This is a genomic window from Streptomyces sp. NPDC050674, assembly GCF_040654575.1.
In the GTDB taxonomy this organism is placed as follows: Bacteria; Actinomycetota; Actinomycetes; order Streptomycetales; family Streptomycetaceae; genus Streptomyces.
Genome location: NZ_JBFAIG010000028.1, coordinates 47544 through 68669, shown reverse-complemented (window position 1 = coordinate 68669; position 21126 = coordinate 47544). Strand labels below are relative to the sequence as shown.

Genomic DNA, 21126 nt, shown 5'->3' with positions numbered 1-21126 from the left:
ACCTTTAACAACCACAACCCGCCATACCCCTTGAAACTGGTGGTCCCTGGTGTACAGACGTGTGCACTCCCGACCGCGCGGGGCCGGGCCCGGCGCGCGCCCGGGCCCGGCCCGTGATCCGCTTCACACCGGCGCGAGGTGCGGGCCCGGGCCTTACAGGGCGTAAAGCGACCGAAGAATGGATAGGGGTCATACGGCGAAACGCCAGGAGTGTCCGACGTGCCCGGATGCCGGGTGCTGCGGCTTCAGGAGGGGGGAGCGCGCATGGACGGCCGGCCCTTGTATCTCGAACCGCGGCTGGAGCCGCGACTGAGGTCGCTCGTGGCGGCGCATGGCACCCTGCACTCGCTCGCCGACGCACTGGGTTCGCCGGTGCACGTCGTGGTGCCGGACCAGATCGCCGAGAACCTGGAGCGGTTCCGTTCGGTGTATCGCGCCCACCATCTGCCGGGGCAGGTGTTCTACGCCCACAAGGCCAACCGGTCCAGCGCGTTGCTGCGGCGGCTCGCCGCGACGGACGCGGGCGTGGACGTCGCGTCGCTGGGTGAGTTGCAGCACGCGCTGGGTTCCGGGTTCGAGGCCGGCCGGATCACGGCCACGGGCCCGAAGAACCCCGAGTTCCTGTGGCTGGCGGCGCGCACGGGCGTCACGGTCGGCGTCGACTCCGTCACCGAACTGGACCAGCTCGCCGCCCTGGTGCGGGGGCACGCGCTCGCCCCGGTGCCGGTGCTGCTGCGGTTGTCGGGGTTCGAGGCGTCGGGTGTGCGGGTGCTGAGCCGGCGCAGCCGCTTCGGCACGCCCGTACGGGAGTTGGAGGCGCTGCTGGAGGCGGTCGGGCGGCATGCCGACGCGGTCGCGCCGACCGGGGTGGCGTTCCATCTGGACACGACGAGCGTCGCGGAGAAGGCGACCGCCCTCGAAGGGAGCCTGGCGGCGCTTGAGTTGTGCCGTACCCGGGGGTTGCGGCCGCGGGCCGTGGACATCGGGGGCGGGTTCGGCGTCAGCTATCTCGCCGAGCGGGAGCAGTGGGAGGCGTACACGAGCGGGCTCACCTCCGCCGTCCTCGGCCGCCGCCCGCCCCTCGCCTGGGGCGGGCACGGCTACGGGCTGCGGAACGAGTCCGGCACCCTGCGCGGCGCGCTCGGCCTCTACCCCGCCCACCGGCCGGTGGCGGGCGCGGCCTACCTGGACGAGCTGCTGGCCCAGCCCGCCGCCTCGCTGGGCGGCCGCCCGTTGGCCGCGCTGCTGCTGGAGCACCTGTACGACCTTCACATCGAGCCCGGCCGGGCGCTGCTGGACCAGTGCGGACTCTCGCTGGCGCGGGTCCTGGAGGTCCGCTCCCAGGAGTCCGGCGGGCCGCTGCTCGTCCGGCTGGCCGCGAAGGCGGACGACATCGCCCTGGAGGACCACGGAGTGCTGATGGACCCGGTCGTCATCCCCGGAAGCGGAGCCGGTCCGGGTCAGGGGCCCGTCGCCGTGCACCTCTTCGGCAGTCTCTGCCTGGAGAGCGACCTGATCACCCGGCGCAGGGTGTTCCTGCCGCGCCGTCCGGTCCCCGGCGATCTGCTGGCCTTCGCCAACACGGCGGGCTACGCCATGGATTTCCACGCCACCCGCGCCCAGCACCAGCCCGCCGCCCGCAAGGTCGCCGCCTGGCAGGACGGCGACGCGTGGCGCTGGTGCCTCGACGACCAGTTCTGGCCGATCACGCCCTCGGGGGGAGTCCAGTGAGGTACGACAGCATCACCGAGGCGATCGGCAACACCCCGCTGGTGCGGATAGACCCGGCCGTGCACGGCCTTCGGAACATCGACCTGTACGCCAAGCTGGAGATGCTCAATCCGTTCGGCTCGGTCAAGGACCGGGCGGCCTGGAGCATGGCGGGCCCCCTGCTGGCCGAGGCGGTCGAACACGGCAGCCAGGTGGTCGAGTTGTCCAGCGGCAACACGGCCAAGGCCCTCGCGGTCATCGCGGGCATGCACGGCCTGGGCTTCAAGAGCGTCACCAACCGGATGCGGGTGCCGGAGATCAAGGACCTCCTGCTGCTGCTCGGCGCGGAGATCGAGGAGCTGCCGGGGCAGAGCGAGTGCCTGGACCCGACCGCCACGGACGACCCGCTGACCCTCTTCCACCGGACGCTGTCGGCCTCCGGCAACGCCTATCTGCACACCGACCAGTACTTCAACCCGCGCAACACCGAGGCCCATCTCACCGGCACCGGGCCGGAGATCGTGAAGGACCTCGACGGCCGGGTCCCGGACTGGTTCGTCGCCTGTGTGGGGACCGCCGGTTCCTCCACGGGGGTGGCCCGCGCCCTGCGGGAGGAGGCCCCGTCGGTGCGGGTGGTCGGGCTGGTCGCGGCCAAGTCCGACTTCATACCCGGGATCCGCACCATCGACGAGGTGCAGGAGGTCGGCCTGTTCGACCCGGACACGTACGACACGATGGAGTCGGTGACCGCGGACGAGGCGATCGAGGGGATGCTCACCCTGAACCGCCGCTGCGGGATCCTGGGCGGCCCGACGGGAGGGGCGGCGTACTTCGGTGCCGTGCGGCATCTGCGGGCGCTGGACGAGGAGTCGGCCGAGCGCCGGTCGGCGGTGTTCATCGTCTGCGACCGGGTGGAGAGCTATCTGAGCTACGTCCGGCAGCGGCGCCCCGACCTGCTGGGCCGGCCGCCCCGGAGGAACTCGCCGGCCGATCTGTCCGACGCCGAGGTCGGCCGGGCGCCGTCGGTCTCCGTGGCCGACGCCCGGCGCTGGATCGAGTCCGACCGGCCGCTGGTGGTCGACCTGCGCAGCCCGTTCGCGTACGCGGCGCTGCACATCGACGGTTCGGTGAACATCGTCGACGAACTGTTCGCCGAACTGGTCCGGGGCGGGCTGCCGTTCAGCCGGAGCCGGCCGGTGCTGCTGGCGTGCCCGGTGGGCGAGAAGTCCGCGCGGTACGCGGCGCTGCTGACCCGGATGGGCCACCCGGACGTGCGCAGCCTGGCGGGCGGCATCATCGCCTGGCGGGACGCGGGCGCGCCCCTGGTGCGGGACTGACCGGCATGACGGCGCCGATCACCCGTGAGGATCCGGGCCTGTGGCAGCGGGCGCTGCGCGCCCAGTTCCCCATCGTCACCGGGCACCCCGAGCTGGCGTACCTGGACAGCGCGGCCACGGCACAGAAGCCGCAGGCCGTGCTGGACGCCGTGCAGACGTACCTGACCACGTCCAACGCCAACGCCGCGCGGGGCACCTACACCTGGGCCAACCGGACCACGGAGCTGGTCGAGCGGACCCGCGAGCGCGTCGCCCGGTTCCTCGGGGACGGCCGGCCCGAGCGCTCCGCCGTGCACTTCACGAGCGGCACGACCGAGGGGCTGCGGACCGTCGCCCGCGACTGGCTGCCCGGGTTCCTGCGCGACGGCGACGAGATCGTGGTGCCGGTCGCCGACCACCAGGCCAACATCACGCCCTGGCTGGAGGCGCAGGCGCTGCTCGCGCGGGAGGGCGTGCGCGTCTCGGTGGTGCCGATGCCGTACCAGAGCGGCTCCGGGGACTACGACCACCGGGCGCTGGCCGAACGGGCCGGGCCGCGCACCCGGTTCGTCGCCACCACCCATGTGCACCACGTGTACGGCGGCGACATGAACGTGCGGCGCATCCGCGACGCCGTCGGTCCGGACGCGGTCATCTGCCTGGACGCCGCGCAGAGCGTCGGTCATCTGCCGGTCTCCGTGGCCGAGTTGGACGTGGACTTCGTCGTGTTCTCCGGGCACAAGGCGCTGGCCCTGCCCGGGTCGGGTGCGGTGTGGGCCCGGCAGGCGCGCGGCCCCGCCTTCGTGCCGGGCGGGTGGAGCGGCACCCCGAACACCGTGGGCATCGCCTCGCTCGAAGCGGCCCTGGACTGGCTGGAGTCGGCCGGCGTCGATCGCATCGAGCGGTGGACGGCCGACCTGGCGACCCGGCTCACCGAGGGGCTGCGCCGGCTGGACGCCTACGAGATCCTGGGCTGCCCCCTCAGCCTGGCGGCGGACACGACGGTGCAGCGCCGCCGGGGCATCGTGACGCTGCGGCACCGTGCCGTCGACTCGGGCGATCTGGGGTTCATCCTGTTCAGCCACGGCTTCATGGTCCGCTCCGACCATCACTGCCAGGGCGACGCGGGCGAGAAGACCGGTTCGGTGCGGGTGAGTCTGCATGTGTACAACACCGTTGAGGAGATCGACCGACTGCTGTCCGTTCTCACCTCGCTTCAGTGACGACGCCGACCGGGCGGACAGCACACCACCCGCTGGGCGTAATGAGAACCGTTTCCACCTGTAGGCTCGGACCGAAAGGTGTCAGGCGCGAGACGGCAAGGTGGCGCGAGCGGATGGGGCTGAGTCTGGCGACGGCGGAGCGATGGGTGGAGCGCTGGGAGCTCCAGCAGCAGCGGTACGCCGTGGACCGCGAGGAGCGGTTCACCGTGATCGCCGATGTCGTCGAACACGTCACCGAGGGGCGCGCGGGCCCGCCCCTCGTGGTCGATCTGGGCTGCGGGCCAGGCTCCCTCGCCGCCCGGCTGATCCGGCGGCTGCCCGACGCCGAGATCGTGGCCGTGGACCGGGATCCCGTCCTGCTGGAGCTGGGACGCACCCACCACCCGGACGCGGCCCGCTACGTCGACACGGAGATCGGGGCGCCCGGCTGGGTGTGGGCTCTGGACCTGGACCGGCCCCTGGACGCGGCGGTGTCCACGACGGCCCTGCACTACCTCGACCGCGACACCCTGGCGCGCGTCTACCGCCAGCTCGCCGGCCTCCTGCGCCCCGGGGGTGTCCTCGTCAACGGCGACCACCTCCCCCAGGGCGGGACCGGCCCGGGCGCGATCGCCGCCCATGTCGGGCGGTGCCGTGCCGCCCGGCAACGGGTGTTCGCCCACGAGGACTGGGGCTCCTGGTGGGCCGCCGTCGCCGACGACCCGGAGCTGGCCGACCTCCTCGCCGAGCGCCGCCGCCGGGCGGCACCCCCCGGCACCTGCCGTCCCGCCGGACTCTCCCCGCGCGACCATCTGGAGCTGCTCCGGCAGGCGGGTTTCGGCCAGGCCGGACCGGTGTGGCAGTACGGCGACAGCTGCGTGATCGTGGCGGTGCGCTAGATCGTCCCCGCGAAGTCCCTCCTCAACCTGGGCATCGCGACCAACCCGTGGCGCCCGGCGCCTCACTCGGCCGCCCGGCGCCGGGTGGCGCGCACGGGCGGGCATTTACGACAATGCACGCAGATGTCGCCCTAGGGTGATGTCGCCGAGCCGCCCCCGGTGCGAGCGCCGGGAGCGGCCACACCCCCCACGCGAGGAGCCCCCCATGACCACCGCCGAGCACACCACCCACGAGAACCACGCGCACGCCCACGGCGAGGACTGCGGTCACCTCTCCTTCTCGCACGGCGACCACACCGACTACGCCCACGACGGGCACATCCACCGGATGCACGACGGGCACGCCGACGAGTGCGCGCCCGCCGACCACGCGGTGCACCGCAACCACGACCACCAGCACGGCGACGACTGCGGCCATCTGGCCGTCCGGCACGACGACCACACGGACTACGTGCACGACGGCCACCGGCACGCCGCCCACGAGGGCCACTGGGACGACCACTGACACAGGGCGCCCCACGCGGGAGCGGCGCGGCTCAGGTCAGGCTCTCCCAGTGGACGGTGCGGTCGCACCAGCGCTCCAGCAGGGTCCGGTCGTGGCCGACGGCCAGCAGGGCGGCGCCGGTCGCGGCCCGGTAGTCCTCGACGGCCGCGACCAGGGACGCCGCGGTGGAGGCGTCGAGCATCGCGGTCATCTCGTCGCACACCAGCACGCGCGGGCGCAGCACCAGGGCCCGGGCCAGGCAGGCGCGTTGCAGCTGCCCGTCGCTGACCTCGTGCGGGCGCCGGGTCAGCAGGTCGGGGGTGAGGCCGACGACCTGGGCCAGCTCGGCCACCCGGCCGGGGACTTCGCCGCCCCGGCCGGTGGCGCGCAGGGGTTCGGCGATCAGGTCGGTGAGCGGCAGCCGGGGGTCGGCGGAGAGCCTGGCCTGCTGGAAGACGACCCCGAAGGCGGTGCGCAGGGCGCGTGGGGCGCGGTGGCGCCAGCGCCGTACGGGCCGGCCGTCGAGGAGCAGGGTGCCGGAGTCGGGGCGGTGCAGCAGGGCCGCGACCCGCGCGAGGGTGGACTTGCCGCAGCCGCTCGGGCCGAGCAGGCCGACGGACTCGCCCGGCGCGACGGTCAGGGAGACGTCGCGGACCACCGGCGCGTTCCTGATGTATCCGGCGGTGATGGAGCGCAGTTCAAGCACGGACGTCCTCCGGCACGTGCGGGTGGTGGCAGGCGACCGTGCCGGTGGGCGGCTCGGTGGCGCAGATGTCGGTGGCCCGGTCGCAGCGGGCGGCGAAGGCGCAGCCGGCCGGGAGGTCGCCGAGTTCGGGCGGCATGCCGGGGATGGGGGTGAAGGCGCGCTCGGGCAGGGCCTGGAGCAGACCGCGGCTGTAGGGGTGACGGGGCCCGGGCGAGCCGAAGAAGGGGGCGGCGTCGGAGAGTTCGACGATGCGGCCCGCGTACATGACGGCGACCCGGTCGGCGATGCGCTCGGCTGCCGCCAGATCGTGGGTGATCATCAGCAGGGCCCGTCCCCGGCCGCTGTCCCCCGGGCCGTCGACGTGCCGCCGCAGTTCGTCGACCGTACGGTCCACCAGGTCGCGGTCGAGTCCGGTGGTCGGTTCGTCGGCGAGCAGCAGGGGCGCGTCACCGGCCAGGGCGAGGGCGGTGGCGGCGCGCTGGGCGAGGCCGCCGGAGAGCTGGTGGGGGTGGCGGTCGAGGTGGTCGGCGGGGAACGCGGCCCGTTCGGCGGCGGCCTCGGCGGCGGCCCGCAGGGCGGCCCGGCCCCGGGTGGCGGTCAACGCGGCGACCGTCTCCTCCAGTTGGGAGCGGACGGTGCGGACCGGGGTGAGGTGGGCGGCCGGGCTCTGCGGTACGAGGCCGATGAGCCGTCCGCGTACGGTGCGGGCGAGGGTCCGCTCGTCGGCCGTGAGCAGGTCCAGGTCCCCCAGGAGGGCCGAGCCGGCGGTCTGGGCGTTGCCTGGGAGCAGTCCGAGCAGGGCGGAGGCCAGGACGGACTTGCCGCAGCCGCTCTCCCCGATCAGGGCCAAGCACTCGCCGGGCGCCACGTCGAACCGGGCGTCGTCGACGGCGGCGACGCGGCGCCCGCCCGGCATGAGGAACCGCACGGAGAGTCCCCGGACGGACAGCAGGGGGGCCAGGGGGTCCAGGCCGGCGCTCACAGCATCAGCTCCGATCGGTGACGCGGGTTGATCCGCTCCCGCCAGGCCCCGGCGAGTCCGGCGACGGCGAGGGTCGGGACGATGAGGAACAGCCCCGGGAAGAGGGTCGGCCACCACTGGCCGGCGAGGAGGGAGCCGCGGGCGCTCTGGATGAGGGTGCCGAGGCTCGCCGTGTGGGTGGGCAGTCCGAGGCCGAGGAAGGACAGCGCGGACTCGTGCCACATGGCGTGCGGCACCATCAGCACGGCGGCGAGCGCGGCCCGGGGCAGCACGGCGGGCAGGAGGTGCCGTACGGTCACCCGCCACCGGGACGCCCCGCCGGAGACGGCGGCGTCGATGTACGGCCTCGACCGCAGCGACAGCACCTCGGCGCGCACGATGCGGGCCGTGGACAGCCAGTGGGTCAGCGCGACCGAGATCACCACCGGCCACACCCCGGGGCGGAACATGGCGACGACGAAGATGCCGAGCAGCAGGTGCGGCACGGACGAGAAGGTGTCGACGACCCGCATCAGGGCCCGGTCGGCCCAGCCGCCCAGTGCCCCCGCCGCCGCGCCCACGGCCGTGCCGACGACGGTCGCGGTCAGCGCCGCCGCCACGCCGACGAGGAGCGAGACGCGCAGGCCGTAGACGCAGCGCAGCAGCAGGTCGCGGCCGACGTCGTCGGTGCCGAACGGGTGGGACCAGGACGGCGGTCGCAGTTTGGCGGCGAGGTTCACGGCCTGCTGGTCGAGCTGGACCAGTGGCGGCACGAGCAGCACGGCGAGGACGGTCGCGGCCACCAGCGCGGCGGAGGTCCGCACGCGCAGGGCGCGGGTGGAGCGGCGCCGTGGTCCGTGCGAGCGCCACTCGGTCTTCTCCGGGGCGGCGGCGGGCGCCGGTGCGTCACATGTCACTGAGCTTCACCCTCGGGTCGAACAGTCCGTAGAGCAGGTCGGCGAACAGGTTCCCGGCGAGCACGGCGGCGGTGGCCAGGGTCGTCAGGGCGGCGAGCAGCGGGAAGTCGGCGGCGGTGGCCGCCTCGACGGTGGCGGCGGCGATGCCGGGCCAGCTGAAGACGCTCTCCACCAGCAGCGCGCCGGTGATGAGTTCGGGCACGCGGGAGCCGATGAGGGTGAGCACCGGCAGCAGTCCGGAGCGCAGGGCGTGGCCGAGCAGGACGGTGCGTTCGCTCAGGCCGCGGGCCCGGGCGCCGCGTACGGGGTCCTCCGCCAGCGCGTCGCCGACGCCTTGGCGTACGTAGAGGGTGAACCACGGCAGTTGGGACACGGCGAGGACGCCGGCGGGCAGGAGGAGATGGCTCAGCACCTGGCCCGGCGTGACCTGGTCGCTGGCGGTGTCGGTCAGGCCGCCCGCCGGGAGGACGTCCCACTGGAGAGCGAACAGCCAGACGGCGAGCAGCGCGATCCAGAAGACCGGTGCCGCCTCCAGGGTGTAGGCGAGGGAGGTGACGGTCCGGTCGGCGAGCGAGCCGGGGCGGCGGGCGGCGAGCACGCCGAGGACCGTGCCCACCAGCACGGCGACGGCGAAGGCCACCGCGCAGAGCAGCGCGGACCACACGAGCCGTTCGCCGATGACCTGGGCGACCGGCTGCCGCATCACGCTGGAGTGGCCGAGGTCGCCGGTGAGCGCGGAGGTCAGCCAGTGCCACCAGCGGGCGGCGAAGGGCCGCTCCACGCCGAGGTTGTCGCGCAGCCGGTCCAGGGTCTCCTGGTCGGCGCCGAGCGCGGCGGTCCCGGCGTAGGCCTTGACGGGGTCGAACGGGGAGGCGGCGGCGATCGCGAACACGGCGAAGGTGACGACGAGCAGGACGGGGACGGCGGACAGCGCCCTCCGTCCCGCCAGCCGTGCCATCGCGCCCCAGGGCGGTCGGGTCACCGCTTCGGCTGCCAGTCCTCGATGTTCCACCAGGGGCCGCTGGCGAAGCCGTGCTCGTGCGGCTCCAGCTGGGTGGTCAGGCCCTCCCAGCGGTCGGCCAGGACGTAGAGGTGGTCGATGTGGGTGAGGAAGGTGTAGCCGGGGTCCTGCACCAGGGCGCGCTGGAGCTTGTCGTAGGCGGCGCGGCGGGTCTGCGGGTCCTGGCCGCGGCGGCCGTCGTCCAGGGCCCGGTCCACGGCGGGGTTGTCGTAGCGGGCCATGTTGTTGAAGCCGTCGCCGGCCAGGGAGGAGTGCAGCAGGGTGTAGAGGCCGAAGTCGGGGTCGCCGGTGCTGCCGAAGCCGGCGAGTACGGCCGTGTCCTTCATGCGCGGCTCGATGACCTCCCAGGTGGCGCTCTCCACCGTCACGTCGATGCTGGCCTTCTTGGCGTCGGAGGCGTAGGCGAGGGCGTGGTCCTGGCGGACCTTGTCGCCGGAGGCGTAGAGCAGGCCGAAGGCCGCCCGCTGTCCGCCTTTGGCGCGGATGCCGTCCTTGCCGGGCTTCCAGCCGGCCTCGTCCAGGATCTTCCGGGCCCTGCCGAGGTCCTGGGCGCGCTCGATGTCCGCGGTGAACGCGGGGTCGTCCACGGGCAGCGGCCCGTAGGCCGGGCGGCCGGCGCCGTCGAGGATCTTGTCGACCATGGCCTCGCGGTCGACGGCGGCGTCGAGGGCTTGCCGGATCGCGCGATCGCCGGTGACCTCGTTCGCGGTGGGCAGGGTGACGGCCCGGAAGTCGTAGGAGCGGGCCTCGTAGGTGCGCCTGGCGTCGTCGCCCTTGAACGTGGCGGCGAGATTGGGCGGGAGGACCGCGCCGTCGAGGTCGCCGGAGCGCAGCCGGGTGGCGCGTACGTTGTCGTCGCCGATGACGGCCATGGTGAAGGTCTTCACCTTCGGCCTGCCGCCCCAGTAGCGGGGGTTGGCCTTGAAGGTGAGCTTCTCGCCCTTGCTCCAGTTGCTCAGGACGTAGGGACCGGTGCCGACCGGCTCGGTGTTGAAGGAGCCGGTGTTGGGGTCCTGCTCGCCGGCTATGTGCTCGGGGACGATGGGCAGGACGGTGCGGGCGGCGAAGGGGGCGTAGGGGTACTTGAGCGTGAAGACGACCCGGTCGTCACCGCGTGCGCGGACGGTGTCGACGGCGTCCAGCTCGCTCTTGAAGGTGTTGTTGGTCTTGGCGTCGAGGACGGTCCGGTACGTGTAGACGACGTCGGCGGCCGTGAGCGGTTCGCCGTCGCTGAACTCGACCCCGTCGCGCAGGGTGTAGGTGTAGGTGCGGCCGCCGTCGGTGATCTTCGGCAGCTCGGCCGCCAGCGCGGGCTTCAGCTTCAGGTCCGCGTCGCGGGCGAGGAGCCCGTCGAAGATCTTGGAGTTGCCGTCCTTGCCGTAGCCGAGCAGCGGGCTGAGGGTGTCGGGTTCGGAGGCCACCCCGAGCACGACCGTGCCGGCGGACCTGTCGTCGCCCGAACCGCCGCCGCCGGGAGCCGAACAGGCGGTGACCGCCGTGGCCAGCGCCGCCGTGACGGCGGCCCCTCGTATCCGACGGGTCGACATGTGACCTCACACCCTTGTTGCTCAGATAAGGCTATTGCAAAGACATCGCAATTAAACAGGATCGGCGGGCGCCCCGGGTCCGGGGTGCCCGCCGATGCGTTCGCTGTGGCGCTCAGGCCTGGGTCAGGGTGATGTCCTGGCCACGGACCGCGTGGAAGGTGGGCAGCGGCAGGCCGCTGAAGGTGCGCAGTTCCATCACGGTGGCCTCCACGTGGGCCACTCCGGCCATGAGCGAGCCCGTCGCGGTCCGGCCCGTGTTCACCCAGCGGTGCTCGGCGCCGTCGCACACGGCGCGGGTGCCGCCGATGCCGTAGCGGGTCGGGGAGACGCCCTGACGCACCGAGGAGCTGACGAAGACCGGGCCACTGGAGCTCACGCAACGATAGGTGCCGGACAGGGTGACGGTGCCGTCGGCGGCGAGGCGGCCCACGGGGTCGACCGTCACGGAACCGGCCGGGGCGAGCACGGAGGCGCCGGCGGGCGTCGCGCCGGCGCCGGTGAGCAGGAGCAGCGCGGCACCGGCCGCCGCGCCGAGAAGGGGACGTACACGCATGGGGGAAACCTCCCGAAAGGAGCGGAATTGCGTCTTCCACTCGTACCGGCCCTGCGGGTCGGCGCCCGTGACCCTCACCCCTTCGGTGGCGAGTTGGCGCCGGCCGTCGTGGAACCGTCCGGGGAATGTCCTGGGCGTGTCACGCTTCCCGCCGGGCCGTTCCGATGAGTCCGGTACGGGAGGATGGTCTGTCTGTGAGCGTCGTACGAATCCTTCGGACGGCCCTACCGACGTGGAGGTGCGCCATGTGTGCCCACCAGCCCCAGTGCCCCGCGACCGACTCCCCCGCCGCGCACGTCGTCGCGGCCCGCCCCGAGCAGGGCTGGAGCCTGCTGTGCGACGGGAGGGTCGTCTTCGACGACACCGGCGAACTGCTCCCCGACGGCCGTGTGGTGCAGCCGCGCCGGGCGGCGGCGCAGGGACTGGCCGTCGCGGCCTGAGCCGGGCGTCACCCCCGGGCCGTGGGCGGGGCTCTACGGCAGGACCGCGAAGCCGTCGAGTTCCACCAGCGCCTCCGCGTCCCAGAGCCGGACCACCTGGACGACCGCCATGGCGGGGTAGTCGCGCCCGGCCGACGCCCGCCACAGGCGGCCCAGTTCGGGCGCGTGCGCGCGGTACGCCTCGACGTCCGTGGCGTAGACGGTGACGCGGGCCAGGTCGGACGGTGTGCCGCCGGCCGCGGCCAGGGCGGCCAGCAGGTTGGTGAGGGCCTTCTCGAACTGCTCGGGCAGGGTCCGCCCCACCACCTTGCCGTCGGCGTCCAGGGCGGTCTGGCCCGCCAGGAACACCACCCGTGAGCCGCAGGCCACGACGGCGTGGGAGAAACCGGCCGGCGGGGACAGCTCGGGCGGGTTGACGCGCTCGGTGCTCACCGGTCCTCCTGACGGGCGAACAGCTCCTTGGCGATGATGCCGCGTTGCACCTCGCTGGCCCCCTCGTAGATGCGCGGGGCGCGCACCTCGCGGTAGAGGTGTTCGAGCAGGTGGCCGCGTTGCAGGGCCCGGGCGCCGTGCAGTTGGACGGCCGTGTCGACGACGTACTGCGCGGTCTCGGTGGCGAGCAGTTTCGCCATGGCGGAGCGCCGGGGCACGTCCGGGGAGTCCGCGTCGTACGCCGACGCCGCCGCGAGGACCATCAGCCGGGCGGCCTCGGTGCGCAGGGCCATCTCGGCGACCTGGTGCGAGACGGCCTGCAATTCACGCAAGGTGCCCCCGAAGGCGTGACGTCCGGCGGTGTGGTCGAGGGTCGCGTCGAGGGCCGCCTGCGCCATGCCCACCGCGAACGCGCCGACGCTGGGCCGGAACAGGTTGAGCGTCCCCATGGCGACCCGGAAGCCGTGGTCCACCGCACCGAGCACGTCGTCGGCCGTCACGGGCACGGCGTCGAAGTCGAGTGCGCCGATCGGGTGCGGTGAGAGCATGTCGAGAGCGTGGCCGGTCAGGCCCGGGCGGTCGGCGGGCACGAGGAAGGCCGTGACGCCGCGCGCCCCGGCATCGGGACCGGTGCGGGCGAAGACGGTGTAGAAGTCGGCGCCGGGGGCGTTGGAGATCCAGCACTTCTCTCCGGTGAGGCGCCAGCGGGTCGAGCCGTCGGGGGCGGCGGTGAGGGCCGTACCGGCCGGGCTGCCGCCACCTCGTGGCGCGTCGGGCTCCGCTCGCAGCGCCAGCGCCGCCGCGTCCGATCCGGCCCCCGGCTCGCTCAGCGCGAAGGCCGCGATCGCCGTGCCGTCGGCCACCCGCGGGAGCCACCGGGCGCGCTGTGCCGGGGTGCCGTACGCGTGCACCGGGTGGGCGCCCAGGCCCTGGAGGGCCAGGGCCGTCTCCGCCTCCGTGCAGGCGTAGGCCAGGGACTCGCGCATCAGGCACAGGTCGAGCGCGCCCGAGGTGAACAGGCGCCCGAGCAGTCCGAGGCCGCCGAGTTCGGCGACCAGGGCGCGGTTGACCTGGCCCGGTTCCCCCTTGTCCGCCAGCGGGCGGAGCCGTTGCGCGGCCAGGGCGCGCAGTTCGGCGCACCAGGCGAGTTGTGCCGGTTCGAGCGAGAATGCGGTCATCGCCGGTCCCTTCTCCGCCACCCTGCGTTCCGGCCGGGTCACTCCGAGGCTATCGCGGACCGTTGACTGTCGTCACCAACACGATACGCTCCAGGGGCGAGCCCACCACGCCGAGGGGGCAACCGTATGAACGCACGGGGCACTGCCCACGTCGACACCTTCACCCGGGACCATCTGCCACCCCCCGACCAATGGCCCGAGCTCCGCTTCGACCTGCCGGAGCTGCGCTACCCCGAACGGCTCAACAGCGCCGCCGAGTTGCTCAGCGGCCCGCCCGACGACCGCCCCGCCTTCCACACCGGGACCGGCGCGTCGTGGACGTACGGCGAGCTGCGGGCCCGGGTGGACCGCGTCGCCCATCTGCTCACCGGCGGACTCGGGGTCGTCCCCGGCAACCGGGTGCTGCTGCGCGGCCCCACCACCCCCTGGCTCGCGGCCTGCTGGCTGGCGGTGCTGAAGGCCGGGGCCGTGGCGGTCACGGTGCTCGCCCAGCAGCGTCCGCACGAACTGAGCACGATGTGCGAGATCGCGCGGGTGCGGCACGCCCTGTGCGACGTGCGGTCCGTCGACGACCTCGCCAAGGCCGAGATCCCCGGCCTCAGGATCACGACCTACGGCGGTGACGCCCCGGACGACCTGTTCAGCCTCGCGGCGCCCCCGAGACCGTTCGAGGCCGTCGCGACCTCGGCCGACGACGTGGCACTGATCGCCTTCACCTCCGGCACCACCGGCCGCCCCAAGGGCTGTATGCACTTCCACCGGGACGTCCTGGCGATCGCCGACACCTTCTCCCGGCACGTCCTCGGGCCCCGCCCGGACGACGTGTTCACCGGCAGCCCCCCGCTCGGCTTCACCTTCGGCCTCGGCGGGCTGGTGGTCTTCCCGCTGCGGGCCGGCGCGAGCGCGCTGCTGCTCGAACAGGCGGGGCCCCGGCAGTTGCTGCCCGCCATCGCCCGGCACCGGGTCTCGGTGCTGTTCACCGCGCCGACGGCGTACCGCGCGATGCTCGACGAGCTCGACGGGCACGACGTCTCCTCGCTGCGCCGCTGCGTCTCGGCCGGCGAGAATCTGCCGGCGGCCACCTGGCGGGCCTGGTACGAGCGCACGGGTCTGCGCGTCATCAACGGCATCGGCGCCACCGAGCTACTGCACATCTTCATCTCCGCGGCCGGCGACCGGATCCGCCCCGGGACCACGGGCGTTCCGGTGCCGGGCTGGCAGGCACGCGTGCAGGACGCGGACGGCGAGCCCGTGCCCGACGGGCAGCCGGGGCTGCTCGCCGTGCGCGGACCGGTCGGCTGCCGCTACCTCGCCGACCCGCGGCAGCGGGACTATGTCCGCGACGGCTGGAACATCACCGGCGACACCTACGTCCGCGACCCCGACGGATACTTCCGCTACGTCGCCCGCGCCGACGACATGATCATCTCGGCCGGCTACAACATCGCCGGGCCCGAGGTGGAGGACGCGCTGCTGCGGCATCCGGACGTGGTGGAGGCGGCGGTCGTGGGGCGGCCCGACGAGGCCCGCGGGCAGGTCGTGCAGGCCTTCGCCGTCCTCAAGGAAGGCGCGCGGCGGGACGCCGAGGCACTGCGCGCCTTCGTCAAGAGCGAACTGGCACCGTACAAGTGCCCGCGCGAGATCGTCTTCCTGGACGCGTTGCCGCGCACGGCCACCGGCAAGCTCCAGCGGTTCAGACTGCGCGCCCCGGGGGTACCGGAAGGCGACCGGGACTGATCCGTACGACCTAAGATGATCAACGTGTCCGACCAGCATGCACCACGGTCTCTCATCGTCACGCTCTACGGCGCGTACGGCCGCTTCGTACCGGGCCCCGTGCCGGTGGCCGAACTCATCCGGCTGCTGGCCGCGGCCGGTGTGGACGCGCCGTCCGTACGCTCCTCGGTGTCCCGGCTGAAGAGACGGGGACTGCTCGTGCCCGCCCGTACCGCCCAGGGCGCGGCCGGGTACGAACTGTCTCCGGACGCCCGCCAGTTGCTCGACGACGGTGACCGGCGCATCTACGCCTCGGCGCCGCCCGGGGACGAGGGCTGGGTGCTCGCGGTGTTCTCCGTGCCGGAGTCGGAGCGGCAGAAGCGGCACGTCCTGCGCTCCCGGCTGGCCGGGCTCGGTTTCGGCACGGCCGCTCCGGGCGTGTGGATCGCGCCGGCGCGGCTGTACGAGGAGACCCGGCACACCCTCCAGCGGCTGCGGCTGGACGCGTACGTCGACTTCTTCCGCGGTGACCACCTCGGCTTCGCCCCGACCGCTGAGGCCGTCGCCCGGTGGTGGGACCTGGCGGCCATCGCCAAGGAGCACGAGGCGTTCCTCGACCGCCACGCGCGCGTGCTGCACGCGTGGGAGAAGCGCGCGGACACCCCGCCCGAGGAGGCCTACCGGGACTATCTCCTGGCCCTGGACTCCTGGCGCCACCTGCCCTACACCGACCCGGGCCTGCCGTCGGAGTTGCTGCCGGCGGACTGGCCGGGGGTCCGCTCGGCGGCGGTGTTCCGGGGGCTGCACGAGCGGCTGCGGGACGCGGGGGCGGCGTTCGTGGGGCTCTGACCCACCCGGGCGCCGCCCGGTTTGCCGCGTTTGCTCCGCTATGGAACCGTCAACGATGTCCGCGAGTGGACGGAGCGCGCACCGGGAGGCGGACCGAGGGATGACCGTCACCACCACACCGCCGAGGACGGCGGGCGCCCGCGCGGACCGGCTCCCGTGAGGCGGTGGGGTCGCTCGGTGCACGGCGGGTGGAAACGGATCGGCGCGCACACCCTCGTCCGGCAGGGCAGGGACGTGGAGTTGCTGCACCGGGCCACGGGGTTCGCCACGCTCGCGCTGGTGACCCTGGCACCGCTGCTCATCGTGGTGGCCGCCGCCGACCCGCTGGCACGCGGCGGATTCGCCTCCTGGCTGGCCGACGGGATGGGGCTGTCCGGACGGTCGGCCCGGCTGCTCACGGACATCATCAGCCCGCCGCGCAAGGTCATCGGCACCACGAGCGTCCTCGGCGGGGTCGCGCTCGCGGTCTTCGGTGTGGCGTTCGGCGGGAGCGTGCAGAACGGCTACGAGCGCATCTGGGGGCTGCCCTCGGGTCCGTGGCACCGAGTCTGGCGGCAGGCGGTGTGGATGATCGCGATGACCGCGTACCTGTACCAGGAGGTGCAGACGCGCAGCCTCGTCTCGGGGCCGGAGCGGATCGCGCTCAGCTCGGCGTCCGGCGTGCTGTTCTTCTGGTGGGGCCAGCGCTTCCTGCTCGGCGGACAGGTCCGCTGGAGCGATCTGCTCCCCGGGGCGGTGGCCACCATGGCGGGACTGGTCGGCCTGCGCATGTTCTCCTACTTCGTCTTCACGCCGCTCATCGTCACCAACGCGATCAGCTACGGCGCGGTCGGAGTCGTCCTCGTCGTGGAGTCCTGGCTGATCGGCGTGGGGTACGTGGTCTACGGCGGCGCGCTTCTCGGCCGCTGGGCACTGGAGCATCACGGCCACGGCCACGGCCATCTCCACCGCCACCGCGATCCCGGCACCGGCACCGGCACCGGCACCGGCACCGGCACCGGCACCGAAGAGTAGGCCCGGCCCGCGCCGACCGCCCCGTGCGAACGCACATGCCACCCCCAGCGATCCTCGCCCCGGCTCATGCGAATCGCCAGGCGACTTTCTCCTCGCATCTGCGGCATTATCATCGGCGTACCGAGCAGAGGGAGCAGCCCGTGATGACCCGTACCGTGCGTCGGACCCGCCGCCCGCTCCAGGTGGCAGCGGGGGGAGCCGCCGCCCTGCTGGCCCTCGGCGCCTGTTCGTCCTCCGGCTCGGATTCCTCGGCGCAGGCCGGCTCCTCCGGGTCGGGCAAGCCGTCCGGCGAGGTGACCGTGTTCGCCGCGGCCTCGCTGAAAGAGAGCTTCACGACGCTGGGCGAGCGGTTCGAGAAGGAGCACCCCGGCACGAAGGTCACCTTCAGCTTCGGGGGCAGCGACTCCCTCGCCGCGAGCATCACCGGCGGCGCTCCGGCCGACGTCTTCGCCTCGGCCAGCCCCGGCACGATGAAGATCGTCACGGCCGCCGGGGACACCTCGGGCCCGCCCGCCACGTTCGTCCGCAACGAGCTGGAGATCGCCACCCTGCCCGGCAACCCCGCCGGGATCTCCTCGCTCAGGGATCTCACCGAGCCGGGCCTGAAGGTCGTGCTCTGCGACAAGCAGGTGCCCTGCGGTGCCGCCGCGCGCAAGGCCCTCGACGCGAGCGGGCTCGAGCTCACCCCGGTCTCCTACGAGCAGGACGTGAAGGCCGCGCTCACCAAGGTCGAGCTGAAGGAGGCCGACGCCGCCGTCGTCTACAAGACGGATGTGCGCGCGGCGGGTGACAAGGTGGAGGGCGTGCGGTTCCCCGAATCCGCCGACGCCGTCAACGACTACCCGATCGCCCTGCTCAAGGACGCGAGGAACGCCGAGGCCGCCAGGGCGTTCATCGCGCTGGTGCGGTCCGCCGAGGGCCGGAGGGTCCTGGGCGCGGCCGGGTTCCTCGAGCCGTGACACCTGCGACCGGCGAGCCCCGCGCCGAGGCCGTGACCCCCCGGGGCGGTCCGCGGGGCCGGCGGGTCCGGACGGGCGTCCCGCTGCCGCTGCTGCTTCCCGCCCTGCTGGGCCTGGCCTTCCTGCTGGTGCCGCTGGTCGCCCTGCTGGTGCGGACCCCGTGGCAGAGTCTGCCCCGGCAGCTGACCGGCCCGGACGTGTGGCAGGCCCTCAGGCTGTCCCTGCTGTGCGCCACCGCGGCCACCGCGGTGAGCCTGGTCATCGGCGTACCGCTGGCCTGGCTGCTGGCCCGCGTCGACTTCCCCGGCCGCGGCCTCGTACGCGCCCTCGTCACCCTGCCCCTGGTCCTGCCTCCGGTCGTCGGCGGTGTGGCGCTGCTGATGGCGCTGGGCCGCAACGGCATCGTCGGGCGGTGGCTGGACTCGTGGTTCGGGATCACGCTGCCCTTCAGCACGGCGGGGGTGGTGATCGCGGAGGCGTTCGTGGCGATGCCGTTCCTCGTGATCAGCGTGGAGGGCACGCTGCGGGCCGCCGATCCCCGCTACGAGGAGGCGGCCGCCACCCTGGGCGCGTCCCGCTTCACCGCGTTCCGCCGGGTCACGCTGCCGCTGATCGCGCCGGGCATCGCGGCGGGCGCCGTCCTGGCCTGGGCGCGGGCGCTGGGCGAGTTCGGCGCGACGATCACCTTCGCGGGCAACTTCCCCGGCCGCACCCAGACCATGCCCCTGGCCGTCTACCTGGCCCTGCAGAGCGACCCGGAGGCCGCGATCGCCCTGAGCCTGGTGCTGCTGGCGGTGTCGATCGCGGTCCTGGCCGGGTTGCGCGACCGCTGGATGCGTGCCGGATGACCCCCGCCCACCCCGCCACCGGGCCCTCCAGGGACGGGCTCGACGCCCGTCTCGTCGTGGACCGCGGGGGCTTCCGCCTCGACGTGGCGCTGAGCGTCCCGCCCGGCGAGGTCGTCGCCCTGCTCGGGCCGAACGGCGCCGGCAAGACCACCGCGCTGCGCGCCCTCGCCGGACTGACCCCGCTGTCCGGCGGTCATCTGCGGCTGGACGGCGCCGACCTGGGCCGCACACCGCCGGAGGCCCGTCCCGTCGGTGTCGTCTTCCAGGACTACCTGCTCTTCCCCCACCTCACGGCCCTCGACAACGTCGCCTTCGGGCCCCGCTGCCAGGGCGCGGGCAAGGCCGAGGCGCGTGCGCTGGCCGCCGAGTGGCTCGACCGCCTCGGCCTCGCGGCGCACGGCGGAGTCAGACCACGCCGGCTCTCCGGCGGCCAGGCCCAGCGCGTCGCCCTCGCCCGCGCCCTGGCGACCCGCCCCCGGCTGCTGCTGCTGGACGAGCCGCTGGCGGCCCTGGACGCCCGCACCCGTCTGGAGGTCCGCGCCCGACTCCGGCGCCATCTGGCCGACTTCGAGGCGGTGGCCGTGCTCGTCACCCACGACCCGCTCGACGCCATGGTGCTGGCCGACCGGCTGGTGGTCGTGGAGCACGGCCGGGTCGTCCAGGAGGGCACCCCGGCCGGTATCGCCCGCCACCCCCGCACCGACTACATCGCGCGGCTGGTCGGCCTGAACCTCTACCGGGGCGAGGCCGACGGCCACACCGTGCGCCTGGCCGACGGCCCGTCCGTCACCACCACGGAGGTGTGGTCCGGCCCGGTCTTCGTGGCGTTCCCGCCCGGCGCGGTCACCCTCCATCGCGCCCGGCCCACCGGCTCCAGCGCCCGCAACCTCTGGCGCTGCGAGGTGGCCGGTCTGGAGACCCACGGCGACCAGATCCGCGCCGACCTCACCGGCGAGCTGCCCCTCGCCGCCGACCTCACGACGGTCGCCGCAGCCGAGCTCGACCTCCACCCCGGCGCGGAGGTCTGGGCCACCGTGAAGGCGGCGCAGACCCACGCCTATCCGGTCTGAGACGGCCGGCGTCCCCACGGCTCAGGCCGCCGTCCTGACCGGCGAGGCCTCGGCGACGGCGGTCTCCCGCACGACGCGACGCCGGACCCCCATGACCATCGGGTGGGCGACCGTCCAGGCCGCGCCCTTGCAGATGATCTCCTTGTAGAAGGCGGCGAGCCGGCCGGTAAGGGCCCACCGGACGGCACGGTCGTCGGCGGTGACGAACTGGATCAGGCCGTCCTTGCGGCCCAGCGAGATGCACTGGTTGAAGTAGCGCACCGGCACGGTCGGGACCTTCCCGCCGGTCAGACGGGCCGCGATGGCGTCGACGGCCTGCCAGGCGGTGAAGACGCCCGAGGCGCACGACATCCGCAGGGGCTTGTCGCCGGGGCCCATCGCCAGCGCCGCGTCGCCGACGGCGTACACGTCCGGGTGGGACACCGAGCGCATGGTCCGGTCGACCACGATCTGGCCGGTGCCGGAGACCTCCAGGGTGGTGGCCCGGGCGATCGGGTGGACGGCAAAGCCCGTGGTCCACACGGTGACCGCGGCCGGGATGCTCGTGCCGTCGGCGGTGGTGACGCGGTCGGCCTCGACGGCGGTGACGGCGGTGTGCTCGTGGACGGTGATGCCGAGCCGGTCGAGGACCTTCCGCAGGTGCCCGCTGCCCTTGTCCGAGAGCCAGTCGCCGAGGCCGCCGCGGGCGGCGAGGGCGACGTCGAGGTCCGGGCGGGTCTCGGCGATCTCGGTCACGGCCTCCAGGCCGGTGAGGCCGCCACCGACCACGACCACGGACTCTCCCGCGGCCAGGCCGGCCAGACGCTCGCGCAGCCGGAGCGCTCCGGCGCGGCTTGCGACCTCGTGGGCGTACTCGGCGGTGCCGGGCACCCCTTGGTCGTTCCAGCCGCTGCCGAGGGCGTACACGAGGGTGTCGTACGCCAGCTCCTCGTCCTGGGGCTCCCCGGTGCCGTCCGCGAGGGCGGCGACGGTGACGGCCTTGCGGTCCACGTCGACGGCGGTGACCTTCCCCTGCTTCAGGGTGACGCCGGTGCCCTCGAACATCTCGTCGAAGGGGCGGGGCGCGAGGTCCTGCCCGGCTGCGAGCTGGTGCATCCGGACACGCTCGACGAAGTCGGGCTCGGCGTTGACGAGGGTGATGGCGACGTCCTCGCGGTGCAGCCGCTTGGCGAGGCGCCCGGCGGCGGTGGCTCCCGTGTAGCCGGCTCCGAGGACGACGATGCGGTGCTGCATGGCGTAGCTCCTGTCATGACGGCTGTCTCCAGCGATTCACCCTTTGAACCGGGCGGCCCGCCGTTTCCTGA

General features: G+C 73.8%; 21 protein-coding genes. 12 read left to right on the top strand and 9 right to left on the bottom strand.

Annotated features, from left to right (window positions below):
• Nucleotides 1-264: 264 nt before the first annotated feature.
• From AB0I06_RS32445 to AB0I06_RS32425, 5 genes are all read left to right on the top strand, one after another.
• Nucleotides 265-1731, top strand: a complete 1467-nt coding sequence (locus AB0I06_RS32445; protein ID WP_363122435.1) for a Y4yA family PLP-dependent enzyme — start codon at nt 265-267, stop codon at nt 1729-1731.
• Nucleotides 1728-3047, top strand: a complete 1320-nt coding sequence (locus AB0I06_RS32440) for a pyridoxal-phosphate dependent enzyme (RefSeq protein WP_363122434.1) — start codon at nt 1728-1730, stop codon at nt 3045-3047. The genes AB0I06_RS32445 and AB0I06_RS32440 overlap by 4 nt, the downstream gene beginning before the upstream one ends.
• Before the next feature lie 5 nt (nt 3048-3052).
• The gene (locus AB0I06_RS32435; RefSeq protein WP_363122433.1) at nt 3053-4249 is read left to right on the top strand and encodes an aminotransferase class V-fold PLP-dependent enzyme; all 1197 of its coding nucleotides are present in this window, start codon (nt 3053-3055) and stop codon (nt 4247-4249) included.
• Between the two features lie 113 nt (nt 4250-4362).
• Entirely contained in the window at nt 4363-5127 is a 765-nt protein-coding gene (locus AB0I06_RS32430; RefSeq protein ID WP_363122432.1) for a class I SAM-dependent methyltransferase, read from the top strand.
• 205 nt (nt 5128-5332) lie between these two features.
• A complete protein-coding gene (locus tag AB0I06_RS32425) occupies nt 5333-5632 on the top strand; it encodes a hypothetical protein (RefSeq protein WP_363122431.1) in 300 nt (99 codons plus the stop codon).
• Between the two features lie 31 nt (nt 5633-5663).
• Here AB0I06_RS32425 and AB0I06_RS32420 read toward each other — a convergent pair whose 3' ends face one another.
• The 6 genes from AB0I06_RS32420 to AB0I06_RS32395 form a co-directional block, all read right to left on the bottom strand.
• Nucleotides 5664-6317 (bottom strand): ATP-binding cassette domain-containing protein, encoded by a 654-nt coding sequence (locus tag AB0I06_RS32420; protein WP_363122430.1) that lies wholly within the window; start codon nt 6315-6317, stop codon nt 5664-5666.
• On the bottom strand, nt 6310-7233 hold the full coding sequence (locus tag AB0I06_RS32415) for an ABC transporter ATP-binding protein (RefSeq protein ID WP_363122439.1): 924 nt from the start codon (nt 7231-7233) through the stop codon (nt 6310-6312). Before AB0I06_RS32415 ends, AB0I06_RS32420 begins: the two co-directional genes overlap by 8 nt.
• Before the next feature lie 62 nt (nt 7234-7295).
• Nucleotides 7296-8195 (bottom strand): ABC transporter permease, encoded by a 900-nt coding sequence (locus tag AB0I06_RS32410; protein ID WP_363122429.1) that lies wholly within the window; start codon nt 8193-8195, stop codon nt 7296-7298.
• A complete protein-coding gene (locus tag AB0I06_RS32405) occupies nt 8185-9153 on the bottom strand; it encodes an ABC transporter permease (RefSeq protein ID WP_363122438.1) in 969 nt (322 codons plus the stop codon). The genes AB0I06_RS32410 and AB0I06_RS32405 overlap by 11 nt, the downstream gene beginning before the upstream one ends.
• 20 nt (nt 9154-9173) lie before the next feature.
• Entirely contained in the window at nt 9174-10763 is a 1590-nt protein-coding gene (locus AB0I06_RS32400) for an ABC transporter substrate-binding protein (protein ID WP_363122428.1), read from the bottom strand.
• A 112-nt stretch (nt 10764-10875) separates the two neighbouring features.
• Complete coding sequence (locus tag AB0I06_RS32395) at nt 10876-11316, bottom strand: DUF6299 family protein (protein ID WP_363122427.1); 441 nt, start codon at nt 11314-11316, stop codon at nt 10876-10878.
• Between the two features lie 245 nt (nt 11317-11561).
• Here AB0I06_RS32395 and AB0I06_RS32390 point away from each other — a divergent pair, with 245 nt between their 5' ends.
• A complete protein-coding gene (locus AB0I06_RS32390; RefSeq protein WP_363122426.1) occupies nt 11562-11756 on the top strand; it encodes a DUF5999 family protein in 195 nt (64 codons plus the stop codon).
• A 33-nt stretch (nt 11757-11789) separates the two neighbouring features.
• Here the strand turns inward: AB0I06_RS32390 and AB0I06_RS32385 are convergent, their stop codons facing one another.
• A complete protein-coding gene (locus tag AB0I06_RS32385; RefSeq protein ID WP_363122425.1) occupies nt 11790-12188 on the bottom strand; it encodes a Rid family hydrolase in 399 nt (132 codons plus the stop codon).
• Nucleotides 12185-13366 carry an acyl-CoA dehydrogenase gene (locus AB0I06_RS32380; RefSeq protein WP_363122424.1) on the bottom strand — a complete coding sequence of 394 codons (1182 nt, stop codon included), beginning with the start codon at nt 13364-13366 and terminating at the stop codon, nt 12185-12187. Before AB0I06_RS32380 ends, AB0I06_RS32385 begins: the two co-directional genes overlap by 4 nt.
• 66 nt (nt 13367-13432) lie before the next feature.
• Here AB0I06_RS32380 and AB0I06_RS32375 point away from each other — a divergent pair, with 66 nt between their 5' ends.
• The 6 genes from AB0I06_RS32375 to AB0I06_RS32350 all read left to right on the top strand — a co-directional run bounded on the left by AB0I06_RS32375 (nt 13433) and on the right by AB0I06_RS32350 (nt 19822).
• Nucleotides 13433-15103, top strand: a complete 1671-nt coding sequence (locus AB0I06_RS32375) for an AMP-binding protein (RefSeq protein ID WP_363122437.1) — start codon at nt 13433-13435, stop codon at nt 15101-15103.
• 15 nt (nt 15104-15118) lie between these two features.
• Nucleotides 15119-15931 (top strand): PaaX family transcriptional regulator C-terminal domain-containing protein, encoded by an 813-nt coding sequence (locus AB0I06_RS32370; RefSeq protein ID WP_363122423.1) that lies wholly within the window; start codon nt 15119-15121, stop codon nt 15929-15931.
• A 156-nt stretch (nt 15932-16087) separates the two neighbouring features.
• Nucleotides 16088-16945: a ribonuclease BN gene (locus tag AB0I06_RS32365; RefSeq protein ID WP_363122422.1), complete on the top strand. Its 858-nt coding sequence runs from the start codon at nt 16088-16090 to the stop codon at nt 16943-16945.
• 143 nt (nt 16946-17088) lie between these two features.
• A complete protein-coding gene (gene modA, locus AB0I06_RS32360) occupies nt 17089-17904 on the top strand; it encodes a molybdate ABC transporter substrate-binding protein (RefSeq protein ID WP_363122421.1) in 816 nt (271 codons plus the stop codon).
• 32 nt (nt 17905-17936) lie between these two features.
• On the top strand, nt 17937-18752 hold the full coding sequence (gene modB, locus AB0I06_RS32355; RefSeq protein WP_363122436.1) for a molybdate ABC transporter permease subunit: 816 nt from the start codon (nt 17937-17939) through the stop codon (nt 18750-18752).
• Nucleotides 18749-19822, top strand: a complete 1074-nt coding sequence (locus AB0I06_RS32350; protein WP_363122420.1) for an ABC transporter ATP-binding protein — start codon at nt 18749-18751, stop codon at nt 19820-19822. The genes modB and AB0I06_RS32350 overlap by 4 nt, the downstream gene beginning before the upstream one ends.
• 21 nt (nt 19823-19843) lie before the next feature.
• Here AB0I06_RS32350 and AB0I06_RS32345 read toward each other — a convergent pair whose 3' ends face one another.
• Nucleotides 19844-21055 carry an FAD-dependent oxidoreductase gene (locus tag AB0I06_RS32345; RefSeq protein ID WP_363122419.1) on the bottom strand — a complete coding sequence of 404 codons (1212 nt, stop codon included), beginning with the start codon at nt 21053-21055 and terminating at the stop codon, nt 19844-19846.
• Nucleotides 21056-21126: the final 71 nt, after the last annotated feature.

What these genes read in the sequence shown, in the direction of transcription:
- AB0I06_RS32400 (WP_363122428.1), bottom strand. Translation starts at nt 10,763, where the DNA reads ATGTCGACCCGTCGGATACGAGGGGCCGCCGTCACGGCGGCGCTGGCC.
- AB0I06_RS32405 (WP_363122438.1), bottom strand. Translation starts at nt 9,153, where the DNA reads ATGGCACGGCTGGCGGGACGGAGGGCGCTGTCCGCCGTCCCCGTCCTG.
- AB0I06_RS32395 (WP_363122427.1), bottom strand. Translation starts at nt 11,316, where the DNA reads ATGCGTGTACGTCCCCTTCTCGGCGCGGCGGCCGGTGCCGCGCTGCTC.
- modA (WP_363122421.1), top strand. Translation starts at nt 17,089, where the DNA reads ATGACCCGTACCGTGCGTCGGACCCGCCGCCCGCTCCAGGTGGCAGCG.
- AB0I06_RS32390 (WP_363122426.1), top strand. Translation starts at nt 11,562, where the DNA reads ATGTGTGCCCACCAGCCCCAGTGCCCCGCGACCGACTCCCCCGCCGCG.
- AB0I06_RS32415 (WP_363122439.1), bottom strand. Translation starts at nt 7,233, where the DNA reads ATGCCGGGCGGGCGCCGCGTCGCCGCCGTCGACGACGCCCGGTTCGAC.
- AB0I06_RS32370 (WP_363122423.1), top strand. Translation starts at nt 15,119, where the DNA reads ATGATCAACGTGTCCGACCAGCATGCACCACGGTCTCTCATCGTCACG.
- AB0I06_RS32380 (WP_363122424.1), bottom strand. Translation starts at nt 13,366, where the DNA reads ATGACCGCATTCTCGCTCGAACCGGCACAACTCGCCTGGTGCGCCGAA.
- AB0I06_RS32350 (WP_363122420.1), top strand. Translation starts at nt 18,749, where the DNA reads ATGACCCCCGCCCACCCCGCCACCGGGCCCTCCAGGGACGGGCTCGAC.
- AB0I06_RS32345 (WP_363122419.1), bottom strand. Translation starts at nt 21,055, where the DNA reads ATGCAGCACCGCATCGTCGTCCTCGGAGCCGGCTACACGGGAGCCACC.
- AB0I06_RS32425 (WP_363122431.1), top strand. Translation starts at nt 5,333, where the DNA reads ATGACCACCGCCGAGCACACCACCCACGAGAACCACGCGCACGCCCAC.
- AB0I06_RS32435 (WP_363122433.1), top strand. Translation starts at nt 3,053, where the DNA reads ATGACGGCGCCGATCACCCGTGAGGATCCGGGCCTGTGGCAGCGGGCG.
- AB0I06_RS32430 (WP_363122432.1), top strand. Translation starts at nt 4,363, where the DNA reads ATGGGGCTGAGTCTGGCGACGGCGGAGCGATGGGTGGAGCGCTGGGAG.
- AB0I06_RS32445 (WP_363122435.1), top strand. Translation starts at nt 265, where the DNA reads ATGGACGGCCGGCCCTTGTATCTCGAACCGCGGCTGGAGCCGCGACTG.